This window comes from Microvirga ossetica, assembly GCF_002741015.1.
Lineage (GTDB): Bacteria > Pseudomonadota > Alphaproteobacteria > Rhizobiales > Beijerinckiaceae > Microvirga > Microvirga ossetica.
In genome coordinates this window covers 44,512-59,410 of the sequence record NZ_CP016617.1, presented here as the reverse complement: position 1 = coordinate 59,410, position 14,899 = coordinate 44,512, and the positions used below count along the sequence as shown (strand labels likewise).

12 protein-coding genes and 1 pseudogene are annotated in these 14,899 nt (G+C 62.3%); 7 read left to right on the top strand and 6 right to left on the bottom strand.

All coding sequences use genetic code 11. The features are described 5' to 3' along the window. Positions 1-156: 156 nt before the first annotated feature. The 3 genes from BB934_RS28010 to BB934_RS28000 form a co-directional block, all read right to left on the bottom strand. Positions 157-1,422, bottom strand: a complete 1,266-nt coding sequence (locus BB934_RS28010; RefSeq protein ID WP_099513295.1) for an IS256 family transposase — start codon at positions 1,420-1,422, stop codon at positions 157-159. Between the two features lie 397 nt (positions 1,423-1,819). Then, positions 1,820-2,086, bottom strand: a complete 267-nt coding sequence (locus tag BB934_RS51030) for a PilZ domain-containing protein (RefSeq protein WP_418294776.1) — start codon at positions 2,084-2,086, stop codon at positions 1,820-1,822. Positions 2,087-2,380: 294 nt separating this feature from the next. Next, positions 2,381-3,367 (bottom strand): IS481 family transposase, encoded by a 987-nt coding sequence (locus BB934_RS28000; protein WP_099513293.1) that lies wholly within the window; start codon positions 3,365-3,367, stop codon positions 2,381-2,383. 161 nt (positions 3,368-3,528) lie between these two features. On the opposite strand from BB934_RS28000, the gene BB934_RS27995 reads away from it, so the two are divergent. Next, entirely contained in the window at positions 3,529-4,731 is a 1,203-nt protein-coding gene (locus tag BB934_RS27995) for an IS701 family transposase (RefSeq protein ID WP_237050449.1), read from the top strand. Positions 4,732-5,349: 618 nt separating this feature from the next. Further along, positions 5,350-6,478: pseudogene (locus BB934_RS27990) on the top strand (RNA-guided endonuclease InsQ/TnpB family protein); the annotation flags it as partial. Between the two features lie 428 nt (positions 6,479-6,906). On the opposite strand, the gene BB934_RS27985 reads toward BB934_RS27990, so the two are convergent. Both BB934_RS27985 and BB934_RS27975 read right to left on the bottom strand, forming a co-directional pair. Then, a complete protein-coding gene (locus BB934_RS27985; protein WP_157934359.1) occupies positions 6,907-7,122 on the bottom strand; it encodes a hypothetical protein in 216 nt (71 codons plus the stop codon). A 1,036-nt stretch (positions 7,123-8,158) separates the two neighbouring features. Further along, positions 8,159-8,860, bottom strand: coding sequence for an IS6 family transposase (locus BB934_RS27975; protein ID WP_099513290.1), 702 nt, complete (start codon positions 8,858-8,860; stop codon positions 8,159-8,161). A gap of 120 nt (positions 8,861-8,980) precedes the next feature. Here BB934_RS27975 and BB934_RS27970 point away from each other — a divergent pair, with 120 nt between their 5' ends. Further along, positions 8,981-10,030: an IS110 family RNA-guided transposase gene (locus BB934_RS27970; protein WP_099513289.1), complete on the top strand. Its 1,050-nt coding sequence runs from the start codon at positions 8,981-8,983 to the stop codon at positions 10,028-10,030. A 236-nt stretch (positions 10,031-10,266) separates the two neighbouring features. Here BB934_RS27970 and BB934_RS27965 read toward each other — a convergent pair whose 3' ends face one another. Next, the gene (locus BB934_RS27965) at positions 10,267-10,548 is read right to left on the bottom strand and encodes a hypothetical protein (protein ID WP_175608894.1); all 282 of its coding nucleotides are present in this window, start codon (positions 10,546-10,548) and stop codon (positions 10,267-10,269) included. Positions 10,549-11,397: 849 nt separating this feature from the next. Here BB934_RS27965 and BB934_RS27960 point away from each other — a divergent pair. The 4 genes from BB934_RS27960 to BB934_RS27940 all read left to right on the top strand — a co-directional run bounded on the left by BB934_RS27960 (position 11,398) and on the right by BB934_RS27940 (position 14,728). Then, positions 11,398-11,673 (top strand): AbrB/MazE/SpoVT family DNA-binding domain-containing protein, encoded by a 276-nt coding sequence (locus BB934_RS27960; RefSeq protein ID WP_099513288.1) that lies wholly within the window; start codon positions 11,398-11,400, stop codon positions 11,671-11,673. Continuing rightward, positions 11,660-12,049, top strand: coding sequence for a type II toxin-antitoxin system VapC family toxin (locus BB934_RS27955; RefSeq protein ID WP_099513287.1), 390 nt, complete (start codon positions 11,660-11,662; stop codon positions 12,047-12,049). Before BB934_RS27960 ends, BB934_RS27955 begins: the two co-directional genes overlap by 14 nt. A 5-nt stretch (positions 12,050-12,054) precedes the next feature. After that, a complete protein-coding gene (locus BB934_RS27950) occupies positions 12,055-12,969 on the top strand; it encodes an aminoglycoside phosphotransferase family protein (protein WP_335645647.1) in 915 nt (304 codons plus the stop codon). 607 nt (positions 12,970-13,576) lie between these two features. Next, positions 13,577-14,728 (top strand): site-specific integrase, encoded by a 1,152-nt coding sequence (locus BB934_RS27940; protein WP_237050448.1) that lies wholly within the window; start codon positions 13,577-13,579, stop codon positions 14,726-14,728. Positions 14,729-14,899 lie beyond the last annotated feature (171 nt).

The window sequence follows — 14,899 nt, the reverse complement described above, 5'->3', positions numbered from 1 at the left end:
CGTCAAAATTCCCAGCGCGTCGGCTGGCAGGTCGAATTTACCCTACGGCGTCATTCCGGTGGTCTTTCGGACCGTTTGTAATATCATCAAAGGTACAAACTGTGCCGTTTGCGCGCCCATGATGGAGCTATGACGGAATTTAGGTGACGGGGCCGATCAGGCGGCGCTGTTTGTCGGCATCTGAATGATCTCGATGCCGTCCGGGAATTTGACACCGGCGATCACCTTCGGCAACTGGTTTTCGCCCATTAACCTCCGCCAGCTTCTTGCGGCCGCCATCACCAGCTTGAACACCATCAGGCGGGCGGTGGTTGGCGACAGTGAGCCCTTGGTGCGCACGGTCCGGTGCCGCACCGTCGCAAACACGCTCTCAATCGGGTTCGTGGTCCGCAGATGGATCCAGTGCTCGGCCGGCCAGTCATAGAAGGCCAGCAGCGCCCATTGGTCCTTGCGCACGCACTCCACGGCTTTCGGGTAGCGTGCCCCATAGGCTTCCTCGAACAGATCGACGGCCACCTCGGCCTGGGCTCGTGTGGGCGCGAGGTAGATCTCGCGCAGGGCCACCTTCATGCCCGGCTGCACCGACTTCGGCGCTTTGTTGAGCACGTTAGCCGTCTTGTGCAGCCAGCAGCGCTGATGATGCGTGCCGGGAAAGAGCTCGTCGAGCGCCTTCCAGAAGCCGAGAGCTCCATCCCCAACAGCCATCCGGGGCGGGATGGCCAAGCCCCTACGTTTGATTTCAACGAGCAGTTCGCGCCAGCTCTGAGCGCTCTCGCGCACCCCAGCCTGGAAGCCGACCAGCTCCTTCTTGCCTTCCGGCGTGGCGCCGATCAGCACCAGGATGCATTCGGCCTGGTCCTCCATCCGGGCCTGCAGGTAGACCCCGTCGGCCCAGACATAGACGTAGTGCCGAGCCGAGAGATCGCGGACCTGCCAACGCTCGTACTCGGCCTGCCATTCGCCGGTGAGCCGGGTGATGGCGGACGGCGAGAGGTTCGGGGCGTCCTTGCCGAGCAAGGCTGAAAGCGCCTCCTGGAAGTCTCCGGTGGAGAGCCCGCGCAGATAGAGGATTGGCAGCAGCGCATCCAAACTCTTTGTCCGTCGGGCCCATTTCGGCAGGATCGCCGAGGTGAAGCGGATGCGGTCCTCTCCCTCATCGCCGCGATCGCGGATCTTGACCCGGCTGACGGCCACCGGACCGATGCCGGTCTGGATCGTGCGCTCGGGGCCATGCCCGTGCCGGACCAGGCGCTCGCGCCCGTCCGGCAGCTTCAGCTCGCGCATGCTGGCGAGAAAGGCCTCAGCCTCGATCTCGATGGCCTGGGCCAGCAACTTGCGGGCGCCGGTTCGGAGAATATCCGTCAGGGGATCGTCAATCGTATCGGGCTGACGAAAGCGGACAATGTTGGTAGTCTCGTTCATGGCGTATCGCTCTCTCGAAGAGGTTCTGGCAGGCTCGACACCCGCCTCGATACGCCGCCCTTCTCACACCGTCATCACCCAGTTTCCGCCATAGCTCCCATGATGGGCGGCAGAGCGCAGTGTGACGCGACTGCAGGGGCTTATGATGAGCGGCTACAGGGGCCATGATCGGCCGTTTCCGCCTTGTTACTCGTATGCATTTTCGGCTATCATTCTCTCTTGTGCGACGCTAAGTGCGCTTCTCATACTCGGCACAGGATCAATGCCGCCGACTCCACATGAGGTAAGCATCGCCCGCAGCAAGCCAAATGTCATCCTTTATGGCGAACCTGACGTGCCCCCATCTCAGCAACAAACCTAGGCAAAGATGCTCCATTTGTTCGTGCTATCGGGCCAGCTATCGTGGCTTACCGAGACGCTCATGCTGAGGCCAGATGAACTCGACTCCATGCAACTCGGCCCGGTTCCATGTCACTCGAGCCCCAAGCCGCAGGCTAAGACTCGGGGCCTCAAGCTCAAACTCGGGCGGCAGGTCGACCGCGATTGCGAACGCTAGCAGTGCTCCGCCGGATGAGAGGTTTTGCAGAGTGCATGCAAGCGCCCGAGACTGACCTTTTACTATAACTTGCCCGGCGCGATAGCCGATAGTCTCCGGCTGTGCCAACAGCGCTCAATCTCCACTGCCATGCTATCCTCAGCAACGATACTCAACATCGAACTTCGAGACTTCTATGGCTCCGGTTCCTGCTCAGCTCCAGGACGGGAATGGGTAATCCTCCATGATATCTTGCCGCAACATAATACCTGCCAGCCAAAGCCAGCGTTCCAATGAATTGCTATGGCCATATTATGTTACTCGCACTAGAGCATCGGACGATTTGTCGGACCCGCTCGGTTCCCCACCTCTGCCCTGCGGAGAGGCGTGGGGCGTCGTGGATCCACCTTTCCGTCCGATGCTCTAGTTGTCTGGATGCGAGACCTCCTTGGCGTGAGCGACGACGTGGAGGGCTTGGGCCAACGCGTATCGATCTGGCGGCTTGAAGCGCGCGTTGGCGAGGTTGGGCTCGGCGGCGAGGCGCCGGTGCACGACTTGCTCGGGTGAAGCCCCCTTGAGCACGCGCTGGCGTCGCCTGTTGTAGGCCTGGTTGAAGCCTTTGAGCAGCGTCTCGAGATCACGATGGCTATAGATCGTGATCCCCAGCACCTCGCGCTGCACCCGGCCGTTGAAGCGCTCCACAAGACCGTTGGTCTGCGGCGTGTAGGGTTTGGTCTTGCGATGCTCCACCTTCAGCTTGCGGCAGGCGTGTTCAAAGCCATCAGCCGTGAAGCAGGATCCTCTGTCCGTCAGCACGTGGGTGACCTTGAAGGGGAACGCGCGGATCGCCTCTTTCAGGAAGGCGACCGCGCTTGTGGCCAGCTCATCGTCTTTGACCGCCAGGTGCACCCAGCGCGAGCAGCGGTCGATGGCGACATAGAGGAAGCGCTTGCGGCTCTCGCCATTGGCGGTTTCCAGCTTGGGCAAGTGCTTGATGTCGATGTGGACGAAGCCGAGATCATAATCCTTGAACGTGCCGCTCTCCCGCTTGCGCTGCTGCGCCGGGGGCAATCGTCCTAGCCCCTCAGCCTTGAGGATGCGGTAGACCGCATCGCGGTTCAGATGGGGCAGGAAGTGCGTGACCACGAAGGTCAGATCATCGAGCGGAAAGCCGGTGGCCTGGCGCAGGGCGCAGACAATGGCCCGCTCTTCCTCAGTGGCTTTCCAGGGCAGCTTGTGCGGCCGGCTGCTGTGGTCCTGGCAGTCCTTGGCCCCGCGCTTGCGCCACTTGCGGACGGTCTCGGTGCTCACACTAAAGCGCTGGGCCAGCACGCCGGTGGGCTCGTGTGAGCGGGCAATCTCGCTCCGAATGGCCGGGGTGGTGCGGGCTTGCGGATGAATGGAGTGCATCACGTCCTCCTTCGATGAGGAGTTCGGCGCCGCAGGCCGTCAAAGCGCCAAGTATACTCCTCAATCGCCCAACGCACCCGGTCCCAACAACGTTCCGCCACCAAACATCTAGTACTACAGCCGGGCCTTGTGCGTTGTCTTAGACACGGAGGTGTCGCGCCATGACGCACGCAAGCGAGGCCCACCGCTGGGCCGATCAACTGGATGATCTCGTCGCCCGAATTGCTCCCCGGTTCAGCCGCGTCGAGCCGCGCCGACGCGCCCGGGCTTACCTGCAGGGTCTACTCTCGCCGCTGGAGCGCAAGAACGGCTGGCACCTGGCGGAAGCGGCCGGCGATGCCAGCCCTGATGGCGTGCAGGATTTCCTTGCCCGCATGCATTGGGATGCCGACGCCGTGCGCGATGACCTGCGCGCCTATGTCGTCGAGCACCTGGGCGATCCTGACGCCGTGCTGGTGCTCGACGAGACCGGCTTTCTCAAGAAGGGTGACAAGTCGGCCGGCGTCAAACGCCAGTACTCCGGCACCGCAGGCCGCATCGAGAACTGTCAGATCGGGGTGTTTCTCGCCTATGCCAGCCGGCATGGTCATGCCCTGATCGACCGGGCGCTGTACCTGCCCGAGACCTGGGCCTCTGACGCCGCACGCCGTGATGAAGCGGGCGTGCCGGAGGAGGTCGGCTTCACCACCAAGCCGAAGCTCGGGCAGGCGATGCTGAAGCGGGCGTTTGCGGCCGGGGTGCCGTGCACGTGGGTGGTGGGCGACTGCGTGTATGGCGCCGACCATCAGACCCGGCGCCTGATCGAGGCGCACGGGCGCGGCTATGTGCTGGCGGTCACGGCCCAGCGGCTCGGGTTCAAGCCCGTCGCGGATTGGCTTGAGGACGTGCCGGCCAGAGGCTGGCGGCGGCTCAGCGCCGGCGATGGCGCCAAGGGTCCACGGCTGTACGATTGGGCCTATCTGCCGTATCGCACGCCGCCAGCGCCGGGCTGGAAGACCGGCCTGCTGATCCGGCGCAAGAAGGGCCGCCCGCATCAGTTCACGTTCTATCTCACCCGTTCGCCGGAGGAGACGGCGCTGGCCGAGTTGGTGCGGATAGCCGGCCAGCGCTGGCGGATCGAGAGCTGCTTTGAGGAAGCCAAGGGTGAGACCGGGTTGGACGAGTACGAGGTGCGCGCGTGGACGGGCTGGCACCGGCACATCACGTTGTCCATGCTGGCGCATGCCTATCTCACCATCGTGCGCCAGCACGCCATCGGGGGGAGAAGCCCCCGTCGTGCGGGCCGCGGGGTTGCTGCCGCTCACCGTGCCGGAAGTGCGGCGGCTGCTCTGGCATCTGGTGTGGGAGCGGCCGCCTTCGGTTGAGGCGGTCGAGCACTGGTCAACCTGGCGCCGGCGCCATCAGCAACGCGCCCGTGAATGCCACTGGCGCAAGCGCACACGGCGCCGACGCAAGGCCCGGCTGTAGTACTAGAATGGCGCTACGTGGGGCCATAGACTTTGACCAGACGCCCGCCGCATGCCTCCTCCTAGGCGAAGCCAGGATGGGGTTAGGCGGGCCGATCACGTGACCTGTCGAATATCCTGTCCATACTAGCGGACATGAAGCGCCTGATCGCATACATTCGAGCCCTTCCGTCTCATCGTCCAATGCTCCAGGCTCGAGCCGGTCTCATTGCTGTTGAGTACGAGGGTGTCTGCCTGATTATGTATGAAGGGAGAGCAGTCCATGCCCGAGCCCTGCAGCAGGCGATTACTGCCGAGCAAGTGGCAGCGAGTACGGTCTCCCGTTCTGGTCGGCCGTGGCGACCGAGGTTAACCGTCGGGCAGGTGCTAGCGCGAAAACTGCCAATCGGCAGTTAAGATGAGGCCTGGCAGGCATCGTAAGCAGAAAATGCGCCGAAAGCCGCCTCCACTTCAGAGAGAGGATGGATAGGTGCGCCTGCCAAGCGCTAGCTTGGCTTTGCTCGCTGTAGGTTCTATATCTTCTCTACGCTTCGTGTCAAAGTCCGTCTTTATCCAAATTGCGAGCAGGTTGAGTTTCTCAACCGGCAATTTGGGGCGGTGCGCTTCGTCTACAACAAAGCGCTGGCGATCAAGAAGCACCGCTATCGGGTCCGTGGCGAGAAACTGTCGGCGGTATGCATGGCTGGCGGACTATGACATCCTCGCCCTGTAGCAAGCGTGCCGCAACCTCGATCGAGCGTTCCGCGACTTCTTTGTGGGACGCACCCGCTTTCCGCGGTTTAAGCGGAAATACGATGAGCAAGCGAGCTATCCTTGCTCGGGTAACCTGGCCGTCAGGGATCAAAGCGTCAGCCTGTCGAAGGTGGCTGCGCCGACCCAGGCCGTGGTCCACCGTCCGATCGGCGGTGACATCAAATCCATTACAGTGATCAGAACAGCCTCAGGCAAGTATTTTGCCTCGATCCTCAATGAAGATGAGGTGGCGACACCGGTGCCTGTGGCCATCCTCTCCGAGGATGAGGTTCTCAGGGCCGATGCTGGCCTTGCCAACCTGCTCACCGAGAGCAGAGGCCGCAAGACTAACAATCCCCGTTTTCTGAAGCGCGCACAGCGAAATTTACGGCGGAATCAGAAGGCCCTTTCCCGCAAGAAGAAAGGATCGAAGAACCGGGAAGGCTCGGTTGAAGATTGCCAAGGCGCATGAGCATCTGGCGGATTCAAGAGGTGACTTCCAGCACAAAGTGTCGAAACAACTGGTCGACGAAAACCAAGCGGTCGTTGTGGAGACGCTGGCGGTTAAGAACATGCTCAAGAATCGCAGGCTTGCCAAACACGTCAGCGACGCGGGCTGGTCCGGGTTGATCACGAAAATCGGCTCAAGGCCGAGCGATCCGGCAAGCACCTGGTTAAGATCGACCACTGGGCGGCGACGTCGAAGACGTGCTAACGCTGTGGCGTGAAGGCGGCCAATATGCCGCATTCAGTCCGGCGCTGGATCTGTGAGGCCTGTGGAGTGGAACACGACCGCGACGTCAATGCCGCGGACAACATCAAGCGCCTCGGGATCGTGGCACTGAGGGCGGGCGGTCACTACGCCCCTGTCTATGGAGGCCTGCGTCAGACGATCTATAGGATCGCAGCGGCCATTGAACAGAAAGCATGGCAGCGTGAGCCGTCAGAATCTTCGTTGTTTACGACGAGGAGCCGTCACAGAGAAGAAAAAGAAACTGCCCCCAAGGGCCCTATTCTTCGTCCGCCCCGTGCAACCAAGCGGGATCTGAGGAGGTCCTTTCTGCAGCCCCTCATGCCCTAACCTCGCCACACCGTCGGCATAGCCGTGTTCAGGGCACTCAAGTTCAATAAGGGGGCGGGTGACACAATTCATAACGCGGGGACGATGTTATGATCATTTACATTGCAGTAGCTCTGCTCGGCGAAATTCTGACGCTTATCCTGCTTTGGCCTCTTGAATACAAAGTTATGCTCCTCGCCGCGCCAGTTAGCGGGAGTTTTTGCGCGCTTCTAACCGCAATTCCCCTTTATTTGCGTGCGTCAGAGTGATGCCACCTCGTCCTAGAGGGCGAGGGTTCCCGGTCCCTTCAGACCCAGCGTCTCGCACCCGAGACGGGCAATGGTCAGCACGGCGTTCTGATCGCGCTCGTGAACCGACCCGCAATCGCCGCACACCCCATGCCTGATCGCAAGCCCGTCCCGCCCGACCGTGTGGGCCGCTGAGCGCACCGCACCCAGGACAGGTCTGCGTTGAGTAGGACTCGTCCACCGGGGCAAAGGCCACTCCTGCGTGATCGCAATCAAGGAAGTGACGCAACATGGACCAACTCACATCAAGGGTTGCCTTGCCGGCGCCGGATGCAATCTGCCAGGGGGATGAGATGGTGCCGACAATGGCGGCTCCCGAGCGGTTCACCACCGCGCGAGAGAACTTATGGCGCGTCCTCTCGCCGGTTGGCGATCTTGGCGTGGAAGGTCTTGCCCTAGCGCTTGCGCCCGGCGCGCTGCGCCTCAGACAGTTGCGGCTTCAGATCGCGGTAGAACCGCGCCTGTTCCAACTCCAGGCCCGTCGGAGCACTTTGCCGCCGTCTTATGCCCGAGGTCGATGCCGACGATGTCTGTCCGGCTGGTCGTCGCCCGATCGATCTCACAGACGATGCAGGACCAGCGGCCATGGGCGTCCTGCGAGAAGTTGCCGGACTTGAACCGTGGCCATGGCTCCGGGCATACCGCCGCAATGGCCATGGTTCAAGCACGAGCAAAGAGATCATGCGGCTCATGCCGCATGCGCCTATCCATCCTCTCCCTCAAGTGGAGAGGGCTTTCGGTGAAGTTGTGCTAACCAGCTCCGCCTCTGGCAAGTGCAAAGCCAAGGTGTCCGAAATTACCGGCCAGCCCGTCAGCGACTGATGTGAGGAATTTCGGATCGAGACTGGAGCCCGCGCCGTCTTGGCCTTGTTCAAGGAGAAATGGAACGTCTTCTTTACTGGCCGGAAATACGCCACGGTCTGCTCCTTCCTGTTCGCGCTTTCGAGTGCCACGATCACAGTCTGCGCGAGGCAGGCCGCGGGTAAAATCGGATCTCCGAGCTTTCCAGTGAGGTTATGGGCTGAAGGAGATTCAAAAGCTTGATGAACGGTATTAGACTGAGCACCAGCCATAACGATAGCTTCGAAATGTCGTTGAGGTTAGGCCCTCTCTCGGTTTCAACAGGACCGGAGAGGGCTGCTTTGTTTGACCGAACATCTGATGAGGGTGTTGTTACGTTAACCAGCCTCGGGCGCATTGAGACAAATTCGGCCGCATGACAGCTTCAAGCGGCGACATTCGCCGCGACTTTCCACGCCGCCATGGCGTTGAGGCGGTGAAGGTGGGTCGCACGGGCGGAGCGGCGGGAGCGGGGTGGAACGAAAAGGTTGCGGACGGCCGAAAAGACACTGACGAACCGCTGCAGGTATCTGAGCGATCGAAAGCCTTGCATCACCCTCTCTCGTCGACGGAACGGCAGATGCGAATTCTCCGCCCGGTTATTAAGCCCCTTGTGCGAGCGGTGCTCGACTTCTGGCATGATCTGACGTCGGGCGGCAGCATAAGAGCCGAGCTTATCGGTGATCATTCGCCGGGGTGGGCAGTCCTGCTTGCGTAAGAGACGCCTCAGCAAGCGCTTGGCCGCCGTGGTGTCGCGGCGCGTCTGCACGACCTCGTCAAGGACGTACCCGTCCTGGTCAACCGCCCGCCACAGCCAGTGCTTCTTGCCGGCAATGGTGACCACAACCTCGTCGAGGTGCCAGATGTCGCGGCGGCTTGGCGGCTTGCGCCTGAGGCGGCGAGCGTACGCCGGCCCGAACTTCAGCGCCCAGCGGCGAACAGTCTCATAGGAGACAACGATGCCGCGCTCGAGCAGCATCTCCTCGACGAGCCGCAGGCTCAGAGGGAACCGAAAGTACAACCAGACCGCATGGGCGATGATCTCGGGTGGAAAGCGATGGCGTTTGTAGCTAATGGGCTTGCTCATGCCGGATTATCTACACCGCTCGATCTCATGTCCGGGTTAACGTGATGTCGTGGATGGCGCCCTCCACCAGCGTCGACGTGCCAGAATGGGCATGTTGAAGAACCGGAGAGGATCACTTCCATGTCTGAGATTGCCACGATCGGCCTTGATATCGCAAAGAACGTCTTCCAGCTGCACGCGGTGGACAGGAGTGGAAAGATCGTCCTGCGCAAGGCGCTGCGGCGCAGCCAGGTGCAGGGGTTCTTCAGCAGGCTGCCGCCTTGCCTGATCGGGATGGAGGCCTGCGCGACGGCTCATCACTGGGCTCGGACGCTCATGGCTTTCGGGCATGACGTCCGTCTGATCCCGCCCGCCTACGTCAAACCCTATCTGCGCCGGCAGAAGAATGATGCCGCGGACGCGGCGGCGATCTGTGAGGCCGTCGCGCGGCCGTCGATGCGCTTCGTCCCGGTCAAAAGTCCACAGCAGCAAAGCACTCTCATGCTACACAGAGCCCGCGATCTCCTGATCGGGCAGCGAACTGCCCTGATCAATGCCTTGCGCGGTCACTTTGCAGAGTTGGGCATCGTGGTGGCGCAAGGCGCTCGCAACACGCGCCAGCTGATCGCCTTACTCCACGAGGAGGCCAATCCAGACTTCCCCGCGGCAGCTCGAACTGCGCTTCAGCCTTTGGCCACGATGCTGCTCGGGATCGAGACGCAGATTGCCAAGCTCGATAAGGCCATTCTGGCGGCCCATCGCAGCGATCCAGTCAGCATGAGACTGGCCGCCATCCCCGGCATTGGTCCGATTGTCGCTTCCTGTCTCGCGGCCAGCGTCCCGGACGCCAGCCTGTTCCAGGGCAGCCGGGAGTTCGCAGCCTATCTCGGCCTCGTGCCGCGGCAGCACTCAACCGGCGGTAAGGCGAGGCTGGGCTCCATCTCCAAGATGGGCAACCGGCACTTGCGCAAGCTGCTGGTCGTCGGTGCGCACGCTGCGCTCTACAGCATGAAGTCTGGCAAGACCAGGACGGCTATGGCTGACTGGGCCCGGTCTCTGCTGGCCAAGAAGCCGTTCAAGGTGGTCGCCGTCGCCTTGGCCAACAAGATGGCCCGGATCGCCTGGGCGGTGATGGCCAGGAGCACGACTTACGAGCCCGGGAGCAAGGGAGTTGCAGCGTCGGCGGCATAGGCGACCAGTTCAAACGATCTGCCCATAGGGCATCCCAGTTGGCACGGTGACGATGAGATGATGTGAAGCCAAAGCGGATATGGACCGCCGGATCTGGCAAACCCGTGACGTTGTCTTGCGTCAGTCGAGCGCGATAATGTGAGAGGGACCAGCTTCCAGCGTAAAACATCAGGGCCGGCGGTCATGAAGCACCGCGTTCAAAGGCCGGAGACATGACTGCACCCGCCCCGCTAGGCCTAAACGTCAACAACAATCACATTGCCAAACGGGCGCCATCCAGACATGACAGCGCCGGCTTTCTCCATGCCGGAGGGTTTGAACGGTGGCCGCGGCGGCAGGTGCTTGAGCCTTGCGATCTCATCCTTCAAGGCTTGGTTGTCGAGGCGCAGGTTGCTGTTGTCGAGGCGGAGTTGCTCGACCTCTTGCTCCAGTCGATCGATCTTGCCGGCCAGATCCGAGACCAGCTCGCGCAGGGCCGTCGAGGACAGCGGCTTGTTGGAACCACCAGGCGAGGTCATGCCGGGATTGAATCATGAATGCCCGAAGGGAGGAATCCCTCGCCCCCCTAAAATGCCCCGGTTACCCCTTTCCTGTCGCATTTCGCACAGGATAAACATCTGTAATAAGACTGATTTTTCATCATTAAGGTACCTAAGAAAGACATTGCTACTTCATGGCATGAGACCGGTCCTTCGGGGCGATTGGTATCGATAACTGGCGCTTATCGCTACCAACACAATTTCGCGGCTTTTGGGCTGTTGTGACCGCGCTTTGGGTCCTGGCGCCCTTGGGCCGGCGTCGTGCGACGGGCCTTTTCTACCCGCTTAAGGTTTCCCGAGCCCGTTCCGCCATCGGTGGTCTTCTGGGAGCGCCTCAACGGCGCCAGGTGGCAGCCTCGCTGCCACGCCTCGCCTCGGGCGACGGTGCAATCGTGACCACGGGGGCGCCTCAAACGCCGCGGGCCGATGGGCCTCCAGATTCGCAACGGCCGCTGCCCCCTCCCCTGCCCGTCCCCTGGCCCCGGCCAGCCATCGCGACCGGCCGGGCCGTCGGCTTACCCGGACCACCCTGCGGCGTGGCTCCCCGCTCCTGTCCGAACGGCGCCACCATGATGAGTTCCTCCGGGACGAGGGCCTGCGACGCCTGCCTGGAGGCATCCGAGGCGATTGGATCGGTGTTGCAGCCGTCCCGCCCCGCCGCGATGATGGCATGTTGGCCGCCATCGGACGTCCCATCTCGACCCCCTCCCCTCTCGCACAAGGTCTTTGGGATGTCCGTGTGAGGCCGTCCTCGCCTCCAGAAAGCCTTGAAACGCCGCCGCGACATCGTTATCTTACCGGTGTCTTACCTTCCCTGGCGGGGCCCAGATGACAAAAGCAGAGAGCCTCATGACGGTTGTTTCCACGAAAGGCCAGGTGATTTTGCCCAAATCGATTAGGCAACACCGGCACTGGGCTGCGGGAACCCGGCTTGTCGTCGAGGAGACGCCCGAAGGCGTCCTGCTGAAAGCTGCCCCATTGTTTGCGACGACCCGGCCAGAGGACGTGTACGGATCCCTGCCCTATCAGGGCCCGCCCAAGACCCTCGAGGACATGGACGCCAGCATCGTGGCCGAGGCCAAGCGGCGCCATGCTCGCGATTGATACCAATCTGATCGTTCGGTATCTAACAGGCGATCATCCTGAGCAATCATCGCAAGCAAGAGCCCTGATCGATCGGGAGGATGTCTTCGTCTGCACGACCGTTCTGCTAGAGACGGAATGGGTCCTGCGCAGCGCCTATGGCTATACCCCGGCTCAGATCGCAACCGCGTTGAACGCCTTTGCCGGGCTGCCGCATGTCACTTTGGAAGATGCTCCCCTGGCCGCACGGGCGCTCGAGTGGATGGCCGAAGGGCTCGATTTTGCGGACGCTCTTCACCTGGTCAAGGCGGCAGGATGTACGGCCTTTGTCAGCTTTGACCAGCGCTTTGCCAAAGCCGCCAACCGGGTCAGCGAGGTGAAGGTCCGGGCTCCGTAAGGGCCATGACCGCTTTCCCGGACGAGCCAACGCGGGCGACCTCCCGCCACGATCCCAAGACCCCGGACGGTGCGGTCGCCCCTGCCCTTGCGGCGTGTTATGTCCCGCCCATGCTCGAGCCTTACCTGCGCCAATGGGGCCTGGTCTCCACCGGAGACCTCATCGTCACGCGCACCAGCCAGCTTCTGCCGGTCCTGTTCCACGGGCAGCCGGCAATGCTGAAGGTCACCGGCGACGCCGACGAACGGTACGGCCACCTGCTCATGCGCTGGTGGGCCGCGGATGGCGCCGCCCGGGTGCTGGCCTGTGATGACGGCGCGGTCCTGCTCGAGCGCGCGACCGGCTCTCGATCCCTGGTCCGTCTCGCCGAGCACGGTCGGGACGACGAGGCCACCCGGATCATCTGCGCCGTCGCCCGCCGGCTGCACACCCCGCGTGGAGCCCCTCCCCCCGGTCTGGTGCCGCTGACCACCTGGTTCGAACCCCTCGCCCCGATGGCACAAGCCCAGGGTGGGATCCTGGTTCACGCCGCCAACGCGGCCACCGACGTGCTGGCGTCGCAGCGCGAGATCGTGCCCCTTCATGCCGACCTGCATCACGAGAATGTCTTGGATTTCGGGGAGCGGGGCTGGCTCGCCATCGACCCGAAGCGGGTGATCGGCGAGCGGACTTTCGAGTACACCATTCTCTTCTGCGACCCGGACCTGGGCCTGCCCCATCTGACCATTGCCCGACGGCCCGAGATTTTCGCCCGGCGCCTCGCGGCCGTGAGCGAGGCTGCGGGCCTGGAGACACGCCGCCTGCTCCTCTGGATTCTGGCCTGGGCCGGACTGTCGGCGGCCTGGCAACTCACAGATGATTTGGATCCAGGGATTGAACTGCAGGTGGCCGAGATGGCGCTGGCTGCTCTGCATGCCTGACGCCGCAGTGGCTCACCAAGGCTCCCCCGAATCCTCAAACTCCAGCAGCTCGCTGCCAATCCGACGCAGGGCGTCGTCAAGGAGTGACCTCCCTTGGCCGGCTCCTTTGGATCGAAGCCCCTTCCCCTTCTCGCGGCTGAGCCGTCGCTTCACCATTCGAGTTGCCTCAACGATCAGATAGGCCAATTCCTGATCAGGCAGACTATCCAGGAAATCGTCGAGATCAGGCCGGGTAGCCTTTGCCCCCAACTTCCCCAGCGACACAGGAGCAGGTACCCGAGGCTCCTCATTTGCACGCTTAGTCGGACACGATCGGCGGAGCGGCTTGACGGGTGACGGAGGTGCTCCGAACAGGTCTCCTTGTCGCTCATCGCGAACCGGATTTCGCGCCATGCCGCCTCCAGCTCTGTCTGGTTCCATTAACCATACTGGGCCGCGCTGCTCGGCCGATCAATCGCGCCGGCGCGGCTCTCAGGGCTGTCCAGCACCAACATCCGCCCTCCCCGCGATGCTCTCATGGGCAGCGGCTCACAGTCCTGTTCCCAAATCATTCCGTGTTCCGCATAGTCCCGTCAGACGACAGTTCGAGGCGTAAGGGCAGTGATCATTGGACAGTTCGAAATCTCAGATCAAGCGCGCCAAACAACTTGACGCTCTGGCGGCTGTCCTGCCGATGGCGGCGGCCGATCGCTATGCCGAAGTCCTGACGGATGCCGACGTCGCCACACTGAAGCATCTCGCCGAAACGGGCATTGGCGCCAACACGCTTCGCGCCCTCGCCTCCGACCTAGCCTACCTTGAGGCCTGGTGCCGCGCTGCGACCGGGCGTGCGCTGCCCTGGCCGGCGGACCCTGAACTCGTCCTGAAGTTCATTGCTCACCATCTGTGGGATCCGGAGCAGAAGGCTATCGATCCTGGCCACGGCATGCCCGACGCGGTGATCGCAGAGCTTTGGGACCGCAGGATCCTCAAGGTCAGAGGACCGCATGCTCCCAAGACCGTATCCCGGCGCCTGGCCAACTGGTCGACCCTGCACCAGTGGAAAGGCGTTGAAGGCCGGTTCGATGATGCAGGCGTCAAGAAGGCCCTCCGTCTGGCAATGAAGGCCTCGGGGCGCGCTCCGCAGCGCAAGAGCCGCAAGCCCGTGACCCGCGACATTCTCGAATGCCTCCTGGCCAGCTGCAGCGGATCCAAAGCCATTGACCTGCGAGATCGGGCTATCCTCCTGATCGCGTTCGCCGCCGGCGGCAGACGGCGCAGCGAGGTGGCAACCCTGAAGCACTCCCAGATCAGTGTGGCCGATCCAATCAAACTGCGGCCGACAGATCCTACATCGCCCATGGTGCCCTGTGTTCGCATCGCCCTCGGCCGAACGAAAACCACCACGGCAGGGCAGGGTGCCTTCGTGTTCGCAGCCGGACGGGCGGCTGTTGCCCTCTACGAGTGGATGCAGGCCGCAAATGTCACGTCGGGGCCGATCTTCCGAGAGGTTCGCAAGGATGGCTCCATCGGCGCCAATCCCCTAACTCCCCAATCCGTCAACCTCATCCTGAAAAAGCGCTGCCGGATGGCCGGACTGGACCCGGCTGAGTTCAGCGCCCACGGCCTGCGATCGGGTTTTATGACCCAGGCTGGACGAGATGGGATCCCGCTTGTGGATGCTATGCGTCAGTCGGCCCACAAGTCTGTGCAACAGGCAGCTGGCTATTACGATGAGCAGGAGCACGCTCAGAGCAGGTCAGTCCAGATATTCATTTAGATGGCGGATAGGTTCACCCAAGTGCTCGACCTGTTGCCCGCGGGAAATGCCCCGGGCAACATTGGACGAGAGAGGAGTTCAGCCAGGTTTCTCGCAAAAACCGACACATTGCCCGCGGGCAATCTGTCATTGTGACCGCAACTGGTCAGATAAAAACAACACACTTCTGAC

Coding starts and splice junctions, on each gene's coding strand:
- BB934_RS28000 (WP_099513293.1), bottom strand. CDS start 3,367: ATGCACTCCATTCATCCGCAAGCCCGCACCACCCCGGCCATTCGGAGC.
- BB934_RS27995 (WP_237050449.1), top strand. CDS start 3,529: ATGACGCACGCAAGCGAGGCCCACCGCTGGGCCGATCAACTGGATGAT.
- BB934_RS27975 (WP_099513290.1), bottom strand. CDS start 8,860: ATGAGCAAGCCCATTAGCTACAAACGCCATCGCTTTCCACCCGAGATC.
- BB934_RS28010 (WP_099513295.1), bottom strand. CDS start 1,422: ATGAACGAGACTACCAACATTGTCCGCTTTCGTCAGCCCGATACGATT.
- BB934_RS27960 (WP_099513288.1), top strand. CDS start 11,398: ATGACAAAAGCAGAGAGCCTCATGACGGTTGTTTCCACGAAAGGCCAG.
- BB934_RS27970 (WP_099513289.1), top strand. CDS start 8,981: ATGTCTGAGATTGCCACGATCGGCCTTGATATCGCAAAGAACGTCTTC.
- BB934_RS27965 (WP_175608894.1), bottom strand. CDS start 10,548: ATGACCTCGCCTGGTGGTTCCAACAAGCCGCTGTCCTCGACGGCCCTG.
- BB934_RS27955 (WP_099513287.1), top strand. CDS start 11,660: ATGCTCGCGATTGATACCAATCTGATCGTTCGGTATCTAACAGGCGAT.
- BB934_RS27950 (WP_335645647.1), top strand. CDS start 12,055: ATGACCGCTTTCCCGGACGAGCCAACGCGGGCGACCTCCCGCCACGAT.